Raw genomic sequence first — 14,091 nt, 5'->3', positions numbered from 1 at the left:
CCTTGGCGGCGGCCTTCGCGCGCGCCGCATCGGCATCGGTCACGAGAAACACGGCGCGCCCGCCCAGCGCCTGGCCGAGCTTGGCGACCGCCTGCTCGGCCACCGGGTTCGACTCGCTGGCCGGCAACAGGGCCAGCAGATCGGTCTGCAGCGGCGATGGGCCGGCCACGAAACGCCAGACGCAAACCAGCACGGCCGCGAGCGCGACCGCCAGCCACGCGGCGCCCCAGCGCCCGCGTCGCGGCGTCTTGCCGGCCGGGCTCATCAGCGCGCCTCCAGCCAGGCGCGTTCCTGCCCGGACGGTGCGGCGACCCGCGCGGTTCCGTTGAATTCGAGCGTCGTCCGGTTGCCGTTGGCATAGCCGATCTCGAGCGTGTTCAGGAATTCGCCGCCGGTCATCCGCAAGACGCCCAGCGCCTGGCGAACCTGCGGCTGGTTCGGCCGCAACGTCATGCGCCAGCGCGCGGGCGTGCCGCTCGCCTCCACGTCGAACTGGGAATACAGCGCCGACAGATCGCCCGACAACATGCCGCGCATCATCTGCGACACCTGCGCCACGCCGCGCCCGCCGCCGCTCGCAGGCACCGCCTGCCCGCTCGCGTCGATCTCGCGCACGCCGCCGTCGGTGATCGCATAGGTGGCGCGGTAAGGCGTCTCGATGCGCCAGACGATGCCCAGCGCGCGGTCGATCAGCATCGATCCGGTGCTGACGAGCGGCCGGTTCATCGCGGCGAGCGTTTGCGTCTGCGTGAAGTGCGAACGTATCGTGCCGGCGCGGGCCAACTGCTGCGTCACGGCGCTCACGAGCGAGGCCGGCGCGGGTGACGCGGGCGATGGTTCGGCTGCGCGCGCATCGGCCGCGATCGAGAGGCAGCCGACGGCCACGACGACGACGGCCGCGCAGCTTGCACCGATGACGCGCGCCGCGATCCGGCCCGACCGGCTCAGGCCCATGCCGCCTCCACGCGCGCGACCAGCGCCGGCGGCGAAACGAACTGGGTTTCCTGCGTGGCGGCCTCGACGGCGAGCTGCACCGTGTAGCCCTTGGTCAGGCGCTGGCCGGTGGCCATGTCGACCACCTCGTAGCCGATCTTCAGGCGGTTCTCGAACTCGAGCAGCGTCGCGCGCACTTCGAGCCGCTGGCCGTAGACGGCCGGTCGCACGTATTTCAGATGCACCTCGACCACCGGCCACACGTAGCCCGAGGCCTGCATCGCCGGATAGTCGTAGTCGATCGCGCGCAGCAGCGCCGCGCGGCCGCTTTCGAAATACTTGAGATAGTGGCCGTGCCAGCAGACGTTCATCGCATCGACGTCGTGGAACGGCACCTCGACGGGCGCGGCGGCGCGAATCGCGGGCCGGGCGCCGCTCATGCGGCCTCCGCGCCGATCGGCTCGCAGCCGGCCAGACGGGCCGTCAGCGCGCGCAGTTCGGCTTCGAGCGGGCGATCCTCCTCGACCAGCGGCGAGCCGCGATCGATCTCCGCCACGAACGCCCGCAACGCGGCCGGCAGCGCCGCCTCCGGCGTCATCCGCCGGCGCAGACGCACGGCCTGCACGGTCGCCAGCGTGTGCGCCGCCGCCACCTGCTCGGTCAGTTCGAGCACGCGCAGGCAATCGCGCGCGGCGATGGTGCCCATGCTGACCTTGTCCTGATTGTGCGATTCGGTCGAGCGCGAGAACACGCTGGCCGGCATCGTCAGCTTGAGCGCCTCGGCCGTCCAGGCCGAACTCGAGATCTGCACGGCCTTGAAGCCGTGATTGATCGGCGCGCGCGCCGGTGTGGCGCCCGTCAGGTTGCGCGGCAGGCCGTTGCTGAACTTTTCGTCGACCAGCAGCGCGAGCTGCCGATCCATCAGGTCGGCGAGGTTCGCCACCGCCGTCTTCAGCGCATCCATCGCGAACGCGATGTGGCCGCCGTAGAAGTTGCCGCCGTGCAGCACGCGGCCGGCGTCGGGATCGATCAGCGGGTTGTCGTTGGCGCTGTTCAGCTCGTTCTCGATGTCGCGGCGCATCCAGCTCAGCGCGTCGCGCGTCACGCCGATCACGTGCGGCGCGCAGCGCACCGAATAGCGATCCTGCAGACGGCGCTCGGCCGACGTCTCGCGGCCGGCCAGATCGTCGCGGATCCACGCGGCCGCCTCGGCCTGCCCCGCGTGCGGCTTGGCCTCGAACAGCATCGCGTCGAAGTGTTCGGCCCGGCCGTCGAGCGCCACCGTGGTCAGCGCGGTCAGGCGCGCGACGAGACGCGTCAGGTAATCCGCGCGGGCGAACGCCAGGCAGGCCAGCCCCGTCATCACGGCCGTGCCGTTCATCAGCGCCAGGCCTTCCTTCGGCGCCAGCGCGAGCGGCGCGCGATCCAGCGCGCGCCAGACGGCGTCGGCCGGCTGCTCGCGGCCGTCGAAATGCACCGTGCGCTCGCCGGCCAGCGCGGCGGCGACGTAGGACAGCGGCGTCAGATCGCCGCTCGCGCCGACCGAGCCCTCGGACGGAATCCGCGGCAGGATCCGGTGATTGACGAGATCGGCCAGCCGTTCGAGCAGCAGCAGGCGCACGCCGGAATAGCCGTAGGCGAGCGACGTGAGCCGCGCGGCGACGATCGCGAGCGTCTGCGCATCGTCGAACCACGCGCCCATGCCGCAGCCGTGATACCGCGTCAGTTGCAACGGCAGCGCCTCGACCAGCGCGGGCGGCACTTCCACCACGCAGGCGTCGCCGTATCCGGTCGTCACGCCGTAGATCGTGCCGCCGCCGGCCAGGTAATCGCGCAGCCAGGCCGCGCCGCGCTCGATGCGGGCCCGCCAGTCGGCGCGCTCGCACAGCGCCACCGGCGCGCCGCGCGAGATCGCCACCACGTCCTCGATCGACAGGTGACGGCCGCCGATCACGACGGACGACAGCGCCGTGGCGCGAGCGGGTGCGTTCAGATCATGTTCGGCCACGAGGCGCTCCATCGGGCCGCGCCCAGAAATCGAAGAAATTGAACCATTGATAAGGCGCCTTGCGGCAGTAGTGTTCGAGCCGCGACGCGTAGCGTTGCGCCCACTGCGCAACGTGCACGGCGCGCTCGCGGCGCGGCAGTTCGATGCGTTCGGCGAACGGCTCGAAATAGAGGCGGTAGTCGGCGCCTTCCTTCAGGCAGAAGAACAGATAGACGGGGCAGCCGAGCGCATGGGCCAGCACGTAGGGCCCTTGCGCGAACGCGGCGTCCGCATCGAGGAAGCGCGCCTCGACGGTCTTGCCGCCGTCGCGCGGCGGCACGCGATCGCCGACGATCACGAGCAGTTCGCCGGCGTCGATGCGGGACTGCATCATGATCGCGGTATCGGGCCCGAAGTCGGACACCTCGACCAGATGCTCGCTGAAATCGGGGTTGGCATCGGCCAGCACGCTGTTGAAGCGCTTGGCGTGCTCGGTATAGACGATCGCGGTCACCTTCGCCTTCACGTCGCGCCGCGCCAGCGCGCGCGTCATCTCGAGGTTGCCGAGATGCGCGCCGATCACCAGCGCGCCGCGCCCGCTCGCGGCCCACGCATCGAACGCGTCCGTCTCGTCGAAGCGCACGCGCAGGCGCCCCACCCCGCCCGACCACGCGACGAATTTGTCGAACCCCGACTGCGCGAAGCTCAGCATGTGCCGGTAACTGCTGCGCCAGCCCGGCGCGGGCGCCGCGCCGCCGGCGTCCATCGCTTCGAGGCGCCGGAAATAGCCCTGCGAGGCCAGCCGCGCGGTGCGGTTCGTCAGCACGAAGTACGCGACGATCGGGTAAAGCCAGAGCGACGCGAAACGCGTGCCGAACCACCGGCAAGCGAGCGCGAGCAGCGCCATGCCGAGGCGGCTGCCGCGCTCGGGCGTGCGCCACCACGACCGCTTGCCCCGCGCCGCGCCGCGCGGCCCCGCCAGACGCCGCGCCAGCAGCCAGGGCGCGCGCATCAGCATGCCGAACACGAGCCGCGTGTGGCTGGTGCTGATGCGCACGTTGTCCCAGACCATGTCGAAGTGCGACACGCCGTACTCGGGGTAGACGACGCGCGTCGCGATCGTGCGGAACGGCAAGCCGCGCCAGTGCAGCCGCACCAGGATCTCGCTGTCGAAGCACATGCGCGTCGGCAGGCCGACGTCGTCGATCAGGCGGCAGACCGCGTCGAGCGGATACAGGCGAAAGCCGCACATCGCGTCGGGAATGTCGAGCGAGAGCGTCTCGATCCAGACCCAGACATGGGTCAGGTAACGGCCGTACAGCCGGGCCTTCGGCACGCTGGCGTCGAAGCGCGGGCGGCCCAGCACCACGGCGCCGGGCTCCGCCTGCGCCGCGGCGACGAACGCCGGCACGTCGGCCGCGTCGTGCTGGCCGTCGGCGTCGATCTGGATCGCATGCGTGTGGCCGGCTGCGCGCGCCGCGCGCAGCCCGGCCATCACCGCCGCGCCCTTGCCGCCGTTGGCCGGCAGACGCAGCAGCGTCATGCGCTCGCCGTAGTGCCCGGCCAGCGCGCTCAACGTGGCCTGGGTCGCGAGATCGCTGCCGTCGTCCACCACGATCATCGGCAGGCCGTGCACGGCGAGACGCGCGAGCGTCCCGCCGATGGCCGCGCCATGGTTGTAGATCGGGATGACGATGCTGATCGACGGCGTCATGGCGTCTCCGCGTAGACGAGCGCGCCGGACGTGCAATCGCGCTCGCCGAGACGGAACGCGAAACGCACGCGGCGGCGCTCGGCGTCGTGCGCGAGGCTCAGCACGAGCACGGCGCCGGGCAGCACCGGCGCCTTGAATTTCAGATGCTCGACCGATCGCACCGCATCGAACGCCACGATCTCGCGGCGCGCGATCCGCACCGCCCAATCGATCTGCACCACGCCCGGCAGGATCGGGCAACCGGGAAAATGCCCGGCGAAGTGCGCAAGCGACGGCGGCACGCGCAGTTCGGCATGCCAGCCGTTCGCGTCGCGCCATTCGGCCAGCCGCTCATAGCCTTCCGGCGCGGGCGCGAACGCCGCGGCGATCGCGGCGGCCGGCAGCTTGCCGCGCGCATCGAACGGCATGGCCAGCCGGAAGCGCCAGTGGCGCGGCAGCGCGGCGGGATCGAAGTAGCCGCCGAGATCGCGGCGCAAGGTGGCCGCCACGGCGAGCCGCCCCTGTTCGCGCAGCGCCGTCTCGCCGGCCTCGCTCAACACCGCCACCACGCCGATCCGCTCGCGCGACGCGCCGTCCACGCGCGTGGCGGCCGCCTGCGCGATGAACCGGTGCTCGACGATGCGGGCTTCGAGTTGCGGCAGCGACACCCGCTTGCCGTCGAGCTTGACGACGCGGTCCAACCGCCCGGTCAGCGCGAAACGGCCGTCGGCATCGAGCCGGATCGAATCGTCGGTGCGATGCCAGTCGTCGTGGCCCAGATGCGCCGAGCGCAGGCTCAGCGCGCCGTCGTCGTCGCGGCGCACCGCGATGCCCGCCAGCGGCTGCCAGCTTTCGGCCTGGTCCTGACGCCGCCAGGCGATGCCGCCGGTTTCGGTGCTGCCGAAAATCTCGAGCGGCGCCATGCCGAACGCCGCGGCGTAGGCCTGCGCCGTGTCCGATGCCAGCGGGCCGCCCGACGAGAAGAAACGCAGCGGCTGCACGACGGGCGCGCCCGCCGCGTCCGGCGCGGCGAATTCCGGCAGGTGCGGCCAGCGGGCGAGCTGAGACGGCGTCGACACCACCACCGTGTCGCCGTGGGCCAGCGTGCGCGCCCGCCAGCCCGCCGGGTCGGACGACGACGCACGATCGAATGCGCGGCCGCTCGCGAGCGGCCACAGAATGCGGAACAGCAGGCCGTAAATATGATGATGCGGGACGCTCGACAGCGTCGCCGCCCGGCCGATCTGCGCCCCCCACTGCGCTTGCAGCGTGCGCACTTCGGCATCGAACTGGGCCAGCGTCTTGCGCACCGGCTTGGCCGCGCCGCTGCTGCCCGAGGTGTAGAGCGTGATCGCGGCGTCGGCGGCGATCGTCGCGGGCGGTGCGGGCTGCGTGTCCGCCGCCGCGTCGCCGATCGCGGCCAGTCGCGCCGCATCGAGCAGCACGTCGTAGGCAGGCTTCAGCTCGTCCAGATAGCCGGGCGTGGCGCTGGCCGGAATCACGGCTTCCGCGCCGATGGCCATCGCGGCGAACAGCGCGCACGCGAAATCGTAGGGATCGTCGGTGCTGATCGCGATGCGGGGCGCGCCGGCGCACGGCCGGCCCGGCTCGCCGGCCGCGAGCGCGCGCGCGATCGCGGCCACCCGGGCGCGAAACTGCGCCAGCGTCAGCGCCGTCCCGCCGTCGAGACAAACGGCCGAGGCCGGATCCGCCTCGGCGTGCAACAGCGTGTGCAATGCGTTCATGCCGCGCCGCCTTGCGCGTGGCGCGGGATCACGACCATCCGGCGCCAGATCCATTCGCCGGCCAGCAGCGCGCCGATCAGCGCATAGACGATCGCGCCGTTATAGAGCGACCACGCGGCGCGGCTCCAATACAGCGCGGTGTAGACCGAAAACAGCCCGTTCAGCAGGAAGAACGCGCACCAGACCTGCGTGACGCGGCGCGTGTAACGGACGATGTGCGGCCCCGGATTCGGATACCGCAGGCGGGCGAACCGCTCGATCATCGACGGCCCGTTCACGAGCGTCGCGCCGAAGGCCGCCAGCAGGCCCGCGCTGACGAAGGCCGGATACAGATGCAGCAGCATCTCGCTGTCGGCCGCGGCGATCGCCACCGACAGCGCGCCGAGCATCGCGGCCACGCACCAGTCGAGCCGCGTGAGCCGTTTGAGCGCGGCGGCCGCCGACGTGCGATCGCCGCCGCAGCGCAGCCACAGCATCGCGATCAGCAGGCAGCCCAGATAGCGCGGCGACACCCCGCGCCAGGCGAGCAGCATCGTGAGCGGATAGCCGAGCGCCAGCGCCGCGCGCACGGCCATGCCGCGCACGCCGGGCCGATCCGGCGCGGCCGCGTGCTCCGGCGCGCTCGCGCTCACCGTGCGCGCGCGAGCAGGGTATGCACGGCGGCGATCACGTCGCCCACCGTGCGGACCGATTTGAACTCTTCGGGCTTGATGCGCTGCCCGGTCATTTCCTGCAGCTTGATGGCGAGATCGACGGCGTCGATGCTGTCCAGATCGAGTTCTTCGAACAGGTGCGTCTCGGGATGCACGCCGGCCGGATCGATGCCGAAGTTCTCGTTGAAGATGGCGCGGATGCGCTCAAGGATTTCTGCGTCGGTCACGAATCATTCCCCGTTGGCCATGACGATGCCGGCCGCCTCGCGCGGCGTCTGCTGACGCTCGATCAACGCGACCAGCGTGTTGACCGAGCGAAAGTGTTCGCGCGTCGACGCGTCGTTGGCGGCGATCGTCAGATTGAATTGTTTGCGCAGCATGATGCCGACTTCGAGCGCGTCGACGGAATCGAGGCCGATGCCGTCGGTGGTGAACAACGGCACGTCGTCGCCGATGTCGTCGATCGTCATGTCGTGCAAGTCGAGCAGGTCGATCAGCAAGCGCTTAACTTGCAGCTTTAAAGTATCCATGTTCGATCAGGTTCAGGGTGATGTGCGACTCGACGGAACGCGCGATCTCGCGCGCCGCGAGCGGCGTCGCCGCCGTGCCGCACAGGCGGCCGGCGTCGATCGGATCGAGTGCGTTGATGCGCATCCGGAACGCGCGCGGCGGCACGTGGTACCAGCGCAGCGTCTTGGTGAAGACCGGCGGATCGCAATCGATGAGCACCGGCTGGATCGGGCTGCGCGATTGCAGCGCCATGTGGGCGAAGCCGCGCGAGAACGCGTGCAGCCGGTCGCCGCCCGGGCTGCGCGTGCCTTCCGGAAAGATGATCATGGTGTAGCCGGCGGCCAGGTGGCGCGCGCCGGCTTCGACGAGTTCGAGCGCGTCGGCATTGCTGACGTATTCGGCCGCGCGCACGATGCCCCAGAAGCACGGGTTGCCCCAGTGGCCGCGCTTGACGACGCAGCAGGCCTTCGGCGTCAGCGACAGCAGCACCATCACGTCGAGCCAGGTCGGGTGATTGGCGACGACGATCGACGCGTGCCCGGCGCGCAGCCGATCCGCGCCCGTCACTTCGAGCCGCATCACGCCGATCGCCTGCAGCACGGCCACCAGCGCGCGAAAGAAGTGATGAATGATGAACGTCACCGCGCGGCGCCGGGAATCGCGATGCGGCCACAGCGTGCCCACCAGCATCACGCTCAGCGAAAACAGCGAACCGCACAGCGTGAAGAACGCCAGGCAGAACCCCGTTGCGAACAGGCGCCAGCCGTACTCAGGCCGCGCGATCATGCCAGCTCCATCGCCAGGTCGCGTCCGCCCCGCGCCAGGTCGCGGCGCCCTGCCCGCTCAGGCAATGCCGGAGCGCCGCGCTTTGGGTCGCGCAGGCGGCGCCCGCCGCCTCGGCGCCGTGGCCGGCGGTCATTTCGCAGTGCAGATGGCCGGTTGCGTCGACGCCGTCGATCAGGATCGCGAGCGCCTCGCTGTCGGCGGTGTCGTCGTGGGCGGCATAGCAATCGTTGGCCGGCTCGTCGGCGTAGACGAGCAGCACGGGCGGCGCACAAGCCGGCCCGGATTCGGCCTGCGCGTAGGCCTCGAGCAGCGCGTAGCCGAGCGTTTCGTTACCGGAGGACAGGGCCGTGGCGGCCGAGCGGTCGCGGCGCACGATGCCGAACATGCCGCTCGCGGCGTTGAGCACCGACAGCCCGAACGCGGTGGGCGACACTGGTTCGCCGCTCGCGATGGCGTCGAGCAACGCGGTGGTGCGGGCCAGTTCGCCGTGGCGCGACGCGAACACCATGCGCAGCGCCTCGCGCTCGCCGGCGCACTCGTGGGCCGCCTGCAGGGCGAGCCGCGACAACCGGCTGAGACGCCGCCGCATCATCGGTTCAATGAATCGCACATCCGCGTTATCGGACGCGGCAATCGACGCCCATCGGGTGATTGGCATGGTCCAATGCAAATCGGCCACTTTTGCACTCTTTAAAGTTTTTATCGAAACATCTTTTGTGCTGTCGCAAACCTTTTCCGAAAACGCTTTGCTGCGTTTACCGCGGTTTGTTCGGCAACTTTGTGATCAAGTCATGCCCGCCCCAAGCCGCCGATCGCTCGGCGTGGAACGCGCCTTACCGGAATCCCGGCTCCCCAGACGCATGCCAAGCGATTCGGCAATCTATCGTTTTCCCGGCTCTCAGGGCGCGCTGAAAACGATTCCCCGCCACGCGTGCTGCTGCATCACGCCCGCGTGCGGCGCGGATTCTAACAGAAGCTTTCTTCAACGCAATGATCTGTAACCCGCACGTATTGTGGATGCGACACTCCTGTTACCTGCCAGGAGAATATCGGCGGGAGGCCGGCGTTCTTTAATGTATTGATAAGGCCGGCCGGCATTTTTCTGGATAGCGTGCGAAGCGATTGCGCTTCGCCGATGCGCGATGCGGGCAATGCCCGAATCGTTTATCTGCGCAGGCACCGGTTCGATCCGCGCGTGATTCCGGTGCGCAAGCGTTTGCGCGACGGCGTCGCCCGCCGTCGCGCCTTTCGCCGCCCGCTTTATGCGTCGACGTAATCGATGCCCGTCAACGGCCCCAGATGCGCGATCGACGTGAAGTGATACGACTCGGTCGTGTCGAGATCGAACTCGAGCACGTTGCCGCCGAGGTCCGTCACGAACGCGCGGCGGCCGGCTTCGTCGAGCGACAGCCCGATGCCTTCCTTCAGCCCGTGCGCCAGCACCTCGTGATCGACCAGCCCGTCGGGCGTGACGTGCGCGCGGTTCAGCGTGTTGCCGTCGTGCGCGTCGTCGCCGCGGTCGGTCCAGTACAGCACGTTGTGCTGCCTGTCGATATCGAGATCGATCGGCTCCGGCAGATTGTCGAGCAGGCACACCACGTCCGGGCGGGCTTCCGGCGACGCGCCGGCCGGCAGATCGAGGCTCGCGCGGAAGATCCGGCCTTCGCCGGCGTCGGGCGCGCCCTTCTGCGTCCAGTACAGATGCCCGTTCGGCTTGTCGAGCGCGATGCCGACGCAGTGGCGCGTGGCGTCGTTCGTGTCGGCCGGGAAATCGCCGGTTTTCACGAGCACCGTGACGTCCGAGCCGTCGAGCCGCGCGCGCATCACGCGCATGCCTTCGCGGTCGCACCAGTAGATCAGGCCGCCTTCGATATCGAGCGCGAGCTCCTTCGGCGTGCCGGCCAGGCCCGAGGCCACCAGCACGCGGTGATCGCTGCCGTCGAGATTCGCGCGTTCGATCGTGCCGTCGTTCGGCGGCACGGCGCCGGCGGCCGGATCGGAATCGATCAGGTGCACGCCGCTGCCCATGTTCGACCAGTAGATGACGCCGTTCTCTGCATCGACCTTGATGCCGTCGGGCGTGAACGTGAGGTTGGTGACGATCGCTTCGTGCGAGCCGTCGGACGACAGCGCGATGATCGCGGGGGGGCGGGTTTGCAGAACGTACAGCGTGCCGTTTCTCTTTGCATCCACGATGACTTCCTCCATTGGGTCGGGCAAGACTGCCAGGGGCGAATACGTCGGGAACCGCAAGCGGAATGACAGAATGTCGCCGCATTGCAGCATGGCATCGAACGCTTTCATTCGGCGTTCGCCAGCTTCAACGCGGCAAGTTTAGCCGCACCGCAACAAAGTTGCAGTGTGGCGGGCGGGGATGTCACGGAGATGGCGGAGACGGGGGAAGGCAAACCGGCACGGCGCAAGGCGCGCCATGCCTTGCCGCATCAGGCGATCAGGCGGCCAGCCGGAACACCGACACCGCCGCGTGCAGCGCATGCGCCTGCTCGCGCAGCGCGGCCGCGGCGGCCGAGGCCTGCTCGACGAGCGCGGCGTTCTGGATGGTGGCGTCGTCGATGTGCGCGATCGCCTGGCCCACCTGCTCGATGCCGTCGTTCTGCACGTCGGAGGCGGCGGCGATCTCGCTCATGATCAGGTTCACGCGGCGCACCGAGCCGAGAATCTCGTCCATCGTCGCGCCGGCGTCCTGCACCCGGGTCGAGCCGAGCCGCACGCGGTCGACCGAATCCTCGATCAGCGCCTTGATTTCCTTCGCGGCGGTGCCGGCGCGCTGCGCGAGCGAACGCACCTCGGTGGCGACCACGGCGAAGCCCCTGCCCTGCGGGCCGGCGCGCGCCGCCTCGACGGCCGCGTTCAGCGCCAGGATATTGGTCTGGAACGCGATGCCCTCGATCACCGAAATGATGTCGGCGATCCGGGCCGAGGCGGCGGAAATGTCGTCCATGGTGCTGACCACGTCGCGCATGCTCTCGCTGCCGCGCGCGGCCACGTCCTCGGCGGTGGTCGCCAGTTCGCTGGCCTGCTTGGCGCTCGCGGAGTTCTGCTTGACGGTGCCGGTCAGTTGCGCCATCGAGGCGGTGGTCTGCTCGAGCGACGCCGATTGCGACTCGGTGCGCGTCGACAGATCCTCGTTGCCCTGCGCGATTTGCAGGCTCGCGCTGAGCACGCCGTCGGCATGCGTGCGCACGTTGCCCACCACGTCGCGCAGCGCGCCGCGCATGCGGTCCATCGTCGCCAGGATGCTGTCGGTGTCGCCGGGGCCGACCTCGGCCTGCTGCACGAGCGAGCCTTCGCGGATCGCGTTGGCGAGATGGCGCACCGCGTCCGGCTCGCCACCGAGCGCACGCGTGATGTCGCGGCCGATCAGCCAGGCGATCAGCCCGCCCACCACGATCGCCACGCCGGTCAGCACCAGCATCAGCAACTGGAACGTGCGGCCGACCTGGCGCGCCGATTCGGCCTGCACCTTGTTCAGCGCCTCTTCCTGGTCGATGAACGCGTTGATGTCGTTGAGCCACTGCACGAACGCCGGGCCGGCCTGCTTCAGCACGGTGTCCTGCGCGCCGGCCTGATCGCCGCCGGCGCGCGCCTGCAGCACGGTCGCGATCAGCGGCATCACGCGCGCCTCGTCCTGGCGGATGCGCTCGAACAGGGCCCGCTCGTCGTCGGACGCCTGCTTGCGGTCGGCCACCTGCGCCGTCAGCGGCGCGGCGGCCCGCTGGTAATCCTCGTTCAGCGCGGCGATGCGGGCAGCCACGCGCGGCACGTCGTCGGCGGGCACCAGCACCGCGTCGCGCAGCGCGATGGCGCGGTCGTGCACGCTGCCGCGAAACGCGATCGCGTAGGTTTCCTTGACGCTGTTCACGTCGTTGATGGTGGCCAGGCTCGCATTGATCATGTTGACCCGGAAGATCCCGATGACGGTCAGCGCCACGAGAATCAGCAGCACCACGCCGAACCCCGCCGCAACCCGCGTCCCCACCCGCATACCCTTGAACATGGACATCCCCGCTCCGCTATTATTTATGTGGATCCGATAATGTCACACTATTGGATTCACCCGAAACGCCTACGCTCAATCAGGGCAATAGAAGAAAACTAACGGCGGCTCAGCCGCGCTTCGCGCCGCGAAACAGCGACATCACGAGCACCGGCATGGGCAGCATCACGGCCGCCAGGATCCAGGTCAGCACGTAGACGGACTGGATCCCGCTGTTCTGCAGATTGACATAGAGCTTGACCGGAATGCCCTGCGGAAAATACGAGAACACGGCGACGATGCCGAACTCGCCCACGATCCGCACCCAGGTCACGAGCGCGCCGGTGGCGAGCTCGCGCGAGGCGAGCGGCAGCGTGATGCGCAGGAACGTGCGGGCGGGCGACGCGCCCAAATCGTGCGACGCCTCCTCCAGCACGCGCGGCACGTTCTCGAACGCGGTGCGCGCCGCGATCGTGAAGTAGGCGAGGCCGCCGTACACCTGCGCGAGCACGAACGAGCCCGCATTGTTGTTCAGCGACACGCCGAGCGCGCCGAGCATGCGCCCGACGGTGCCGTACGGCCCGTACGCCGACACCAGCAGAATCCCCATCGCCAGCGACGGCATCAGCAGCGAATACAGCACCAGCACGTTCACGCACGCGCCGAGCCGCGAGCGCGTGCGCGCGAGCCAGATCGCGAGCGGCAGCCCGAGCGCGACGATCGCGAGCATCGCCCAGCTGCTGAGCACGGCCGACACGCCAACCGCGTGCCAGTCGCCGTACGCCGCGCTCAGCTGGCCCCAGCGCGTGTCGTGCGCGAGCGACAGCAGCGGCAGCGCCAGCAACGCGAGCGCCGGCACGAGCCCGATCCAGCCCAGGCCGGCGAAATACCGGGCGGGCGAGGACAAGGGCAGGCGCACCGGCATCACGCTGCGTTCGACACGGCGAACCTCACGGGTAGAGCGCCTCGCCCTTCGGCGCGCCATAGCCGTTCTGGCGGAAGATCGCCTGGCCCGCCGCGCTGTTCAGGAACGCCGCGAAGCCGCGCGCCGCGTCCGGGTTCGGCGCGTTCTTCAGCACCGCCACATAAAACACCAGCGGTTGCGGGCGCAACGTCTTCTGCCGGCCCGACGGATCGGTGATCGGGAACGACACGTTGGCGTACCAGTCCTTCGCATATTTCGGATTGCTCAGGTTGATCTCGTCGGGCAGCGCGATATACGGCAGCCCGGCCGAGATCGTCGCGCTTTCGTAGCCGGACGACGCATCCACCTGCCCCGCTTCGAGGCGCGTCAGCAGGCCGCCCTCGCCGAACACCTGCTGCGGGTTCTCGGTATCGCCGAGCACCTGGCGCGCCAGATCGGGCTGCGCGTAGTACTTCGCGGCCAGCAGCATCGTGAAAATGATGTTCTGCCCTTGCGGATCGACGCGCGCATCGGTGCGGCCGAAGCGCAGGCCCGGCGTCTGCAGCACCTTCCACCACGGCTCGCCGCCGTGACGGCTCGCCTCGAGCTGGCTGGCGAACGCGCTCTTCGGATTGAACGCGATCACCATGCTGGTGCTGGCCACCGGCACCGCCTGATCGATCAGGTTCGCGTCCTTGAGGATCTGCATCGGGCCGGGCGTGATCGACACGAACACGTCCGCGACGAGCTTCTTCGACGCGAGCAGCCGCGCCATGCCGTAGGCGCCCTCGCCCTGCCCTTCGTACCGCAGATTGGCGGACTTGGCGAACGCGGGGCCGAGGCCCTTGTCCATCACCACGCCCATCGAGCCGGCGTAGGTCAA

General features: G+C 69.6%; 15 protein-coding genes and 1 pseudogene. 1 reads left to right on the top strand and 15 read right to left on the bottom strand.

The genetic code is table 11. The features are described from left to right. From G3N92_RS21610 to G3N92_RS21560, 11 genes and pseudogenes are all read right to left on the bottom strand, one after another. Positions 1-265, bottom strand: a pseudogene (locus G3N92_RS21610) (MMPL family transporter); the annotation flags it as partial. Continuing rightward, positions 265-954, bottom strand: a complete 690-nt coding sequence (locus G3N92_RS21605) for an outer membrane lipoprotein carrier protein LolA (RefSeq protein ID WP_206129619.1) — start codon at positions 952-954, stop codon at positions 265-267. The gene G3N92_RS21605 and the pseudogene G3N92_RS21610, both read right to left, overlap by 1 nt. Then, on the bottom strand, positions 945-1,373 hold the full coding sequence (locus G3N92_RS21600; RefSeq protein ID WP_206129618.1) for a thioesterase family protein: 429 nt from the start codon (positions 1,371-1,373) through the stop codon (positions 945-947). The genes G3N92_RS21605 and G3N92_RS21600 overlap by 10 nt, the downstream gene beginning before the upstream one ends. Beyond that, positions 1,370-2,941, bottom strand: a complete 1,572-nt coding sequence (locus tag G3N92_RS21595) for an aromatic amino acid ammonia-lyase (RefSeq protein ID WP_206129617.1) — start codon at positions 2,939-2,941, stop codon at positions 1,370-1,372. Before G3N92_RS21595 ends, G3N92_RS21600 begins: the two co-directional genes overlap by 4 nt. Further along, positions 2,928-4,634 (bottom strand): glycosyltransferase family 2 protein, encoded by a 1,707-nt coding sequence (locus G3N92_RS21590; RefSeq protein WP_206129616.1) that lies wholly within the window; start codon positions 4,632-4,634, stop codon positions 2,928-2,930. Before G3N92_RS21590 ends, G3N92_RS21595 begins: the two co-directional genes overlap by 14 nt. Further along, positions 4,631-6,358: an acyl-CoA synthetase family protein gene (locus tag G3N92_RS21585; protein ID WP_206129615.1), complete on the bottom strand. Its 1,728-nt coding sequence runs from the start codon at positions 6,356-6,358 to the stop codon at positions 4,631-4,633. Before G3N92_RS21585 ends, G3N92_RS21590 begins: the two co-directional genes overlap by 4 nt. Then, positions 6,355-6,933 (bottom strand): hypothetical protein, encoded by a 579-nt coding sequence (locus G3N92_RS21580; protein ID WP_206129620.1) that lies wholly within the window; start codon positions 6,931-6,933, stop codon positions 6,355-6,357. Before G3N92_RS21580 ends, G3N92_RS21585 begins: the two co-directional genes overlap by 4 nt. Before the next feature lie 53 nt (positions 6,934-6,986). Continuing rightward, positions 6,987-7,238 (bottom strand): acyl carrier protein, encoded by a 252-nt coding sequence (locus G3N92_RS21575; RefSeq protein ID WP_206129614.1) that lies wholly within the window; start codon positions 7,236-7,238, stop codon positions 6,987-6,989. A 3-nt stretch (positions 7,239-7,241) separates the two neighbouring features. After that, complete coding sequence (locus G3N92_RS21570) at positions 7,242-7,541, bottom strand: phosphopantetheine-binding protein (RefSeq protein WP_206129613.1); 300 nt, start codon at positions 7,539-7,541, stop codon at positions 7,242-7,244. Further along, positions 7,516-8,307 (bottom strand): 1-acyl-sn-glycerol-3-phosphate acyltransferase, encoded by a 792-nt coding sequence (locus tag G3N92_RS21565; RefSeq protein ID WP_206129612.1) that lies wholly within the window; start codon positions 8,305-8,307, stop codon positions 7,516-7,518. The genes G3N92_RS21570 and G3N92_RS21565 overlap by 26 nt, the downstream gene beginning before the upstream one ends. Then, positions 8,291-8,986, bottom strand: coding sequence for a beta-ketoacyl synthase chain length factor (locus tag G3N92_RS21560; RefSeq protein WP_206129611.1), 696 nt, complete (start codon positions 8,984-8,986; stop codon positions 8,291-8,293). The genes G3N92_RS21565 and G3N92_RS21560 overlap by 17 nt, the downstream gene beginning before the upstream one ends. Between G3N92_RS21560 and G3N92_RS21555 the strand changes: the two genes are divergently transcribed. Continuing rightward, positions 8,907-9,308 (top strand): hypothetical protein, encoded by a 402-nt coding sequence (locus tag G3N92_RS21555; protein WP_206129621.1) that lies wholly within the window; start codon positions 8,907-8,909, stop codon positions 9,306-9,308. The two genes, G3N92_RS21560 and G3N92_RS21555, sit on opposite strands and share 80 nt — an antisense overlap. Positions 9,309-9,567: 259 nt before the next feature. Here G3N92_RS21555 and G3N92_RS21550 read toward each other — a convergent pair whose 3' ends face one another. From G3N92_RS21550 to G3N92_RS21535, 4 genes are all read right to left on the bottom strand, one after another. Beyond that, positions 9,568-10,500 (bottom strand): hypothetical protein, encoded by a 933-nt coding sequence (locus G3N92_RS21550; protein ID WP_339385790.1) that lies wholly within the window; start codon positions 10,498-10,500, stop codon positions 9,568-9,570. Positions 10,501-10,759: 259 nt separating this feature from the next. After that, a complete protein-coding gene (locus G3N92_RS21545; RefSeq protein ID WP_206129609.1) occupies positions 10,760-12,331 on the bottom strand; it encodes a methyl-accepting chemotaxis protein in 1,572 nt (523 codons plus the stop codon). Between the two features lie 103 nt (positions 12,332-12,434). Then, positions 12,435-13,211 (bottom strand): ABC transporter permease subunit, encoded by a 777-nt coding sequence (locus G3N92_RS21540; protein ID WP_206129608.1) that lies wholly within the window; start codon positions 13,209-13,211, stop codon positions 12,435-12,437. A gap of 43 nt (positions 13,212-13,254) precedes the next feature. Then, the coding region (locus tag G3N92_RS21535) for an extracellular solute-binding protein (protein WP_206129607.1) at positions 13,255-14,091 on the bottom strand (837 nt) is incomplete at its 5' end.

It is taken from the genome of Burkholderia sp. Ac-20379, assembly GCF_017104645.1.
Classification (GTDB): Bacteria; Pseudomonadota; Gammaproteobacteria; order Burkholderiales; family Burkholderiaceae; genus Burkholderia.
This window is presented reverse-complemented; position numbering and strand designations above follow the sequence as displayed.

Excerpts from the sequence above, each read along its gene's own strand:
- G3N92_RS21605 (WP_206129619.1), bottom strand. The coding sequence starts at position 954 with ATGGGCCTGAGCCGGTCGGGCCGGATCGCGGCGCGCGTCATCGGTGCA.
- G3N92_RS21600 (WP_206129618.1), bottom strand. The coding sequence starts at position 1,373 with ATGAGCGGCGCCCGGCCCGCGATTCGCGCCGCCGCGCCCGTCGAGGTG.
- G3N92_RS21590 (WP_206129616.1), bottom strand. The coding sequence starts at position 4,634 with ATGACGCCGTCGATCAGCATCGTCATCCCGATCTACAACCATGGCGCG.
- G3N92_RS21585 (WP_206129615.1), bottom strand. The coding sequence starts at position 6,358 with ATGAACGCATTGCACACGCTGTTGCACGCCGAGGCGGATCCGGCCTCG.
- G3N92_RS21580 (WP_206129620.1), bottom strand. The coding sequence starts at position 6,933 with ATGGCCGTGCGCGCGGCGCTGGCGCTCGGCTATCCGCTCACGATGCTG.
- G3N92_RS21570 (WP_206129613.1), bottom strand. The coding sequence starts at position 7,541 with ATGGATACTTTAAAGCTGCAAGTTAAGCGCTTGCTGATCGACCTGCTC.
- G3N92_RS21565 (WP_206129612.1), bottom strand. The coding sequence starts at position 8,307 with ATGATCGCGCGGCCTGAGTACGGCTGGCGCCTGTTCGCAACGGGGTTC.
- G3N92_RS21555 (WP_206129621.1), top strand. The coding sequence starts at position 8,907 with ATGAATCGCACATCCGCGTTATCGGACGCGGCAATCGACGCCCATCGG.
- G3N92_RS21545 (WP_206129609.1), bottom strand. The coding sequence starts at position 12,331 with ATGTCCATGTTCAAGGGTATGCGGGTGGGGACGCGGGTTGCGGCGGGG.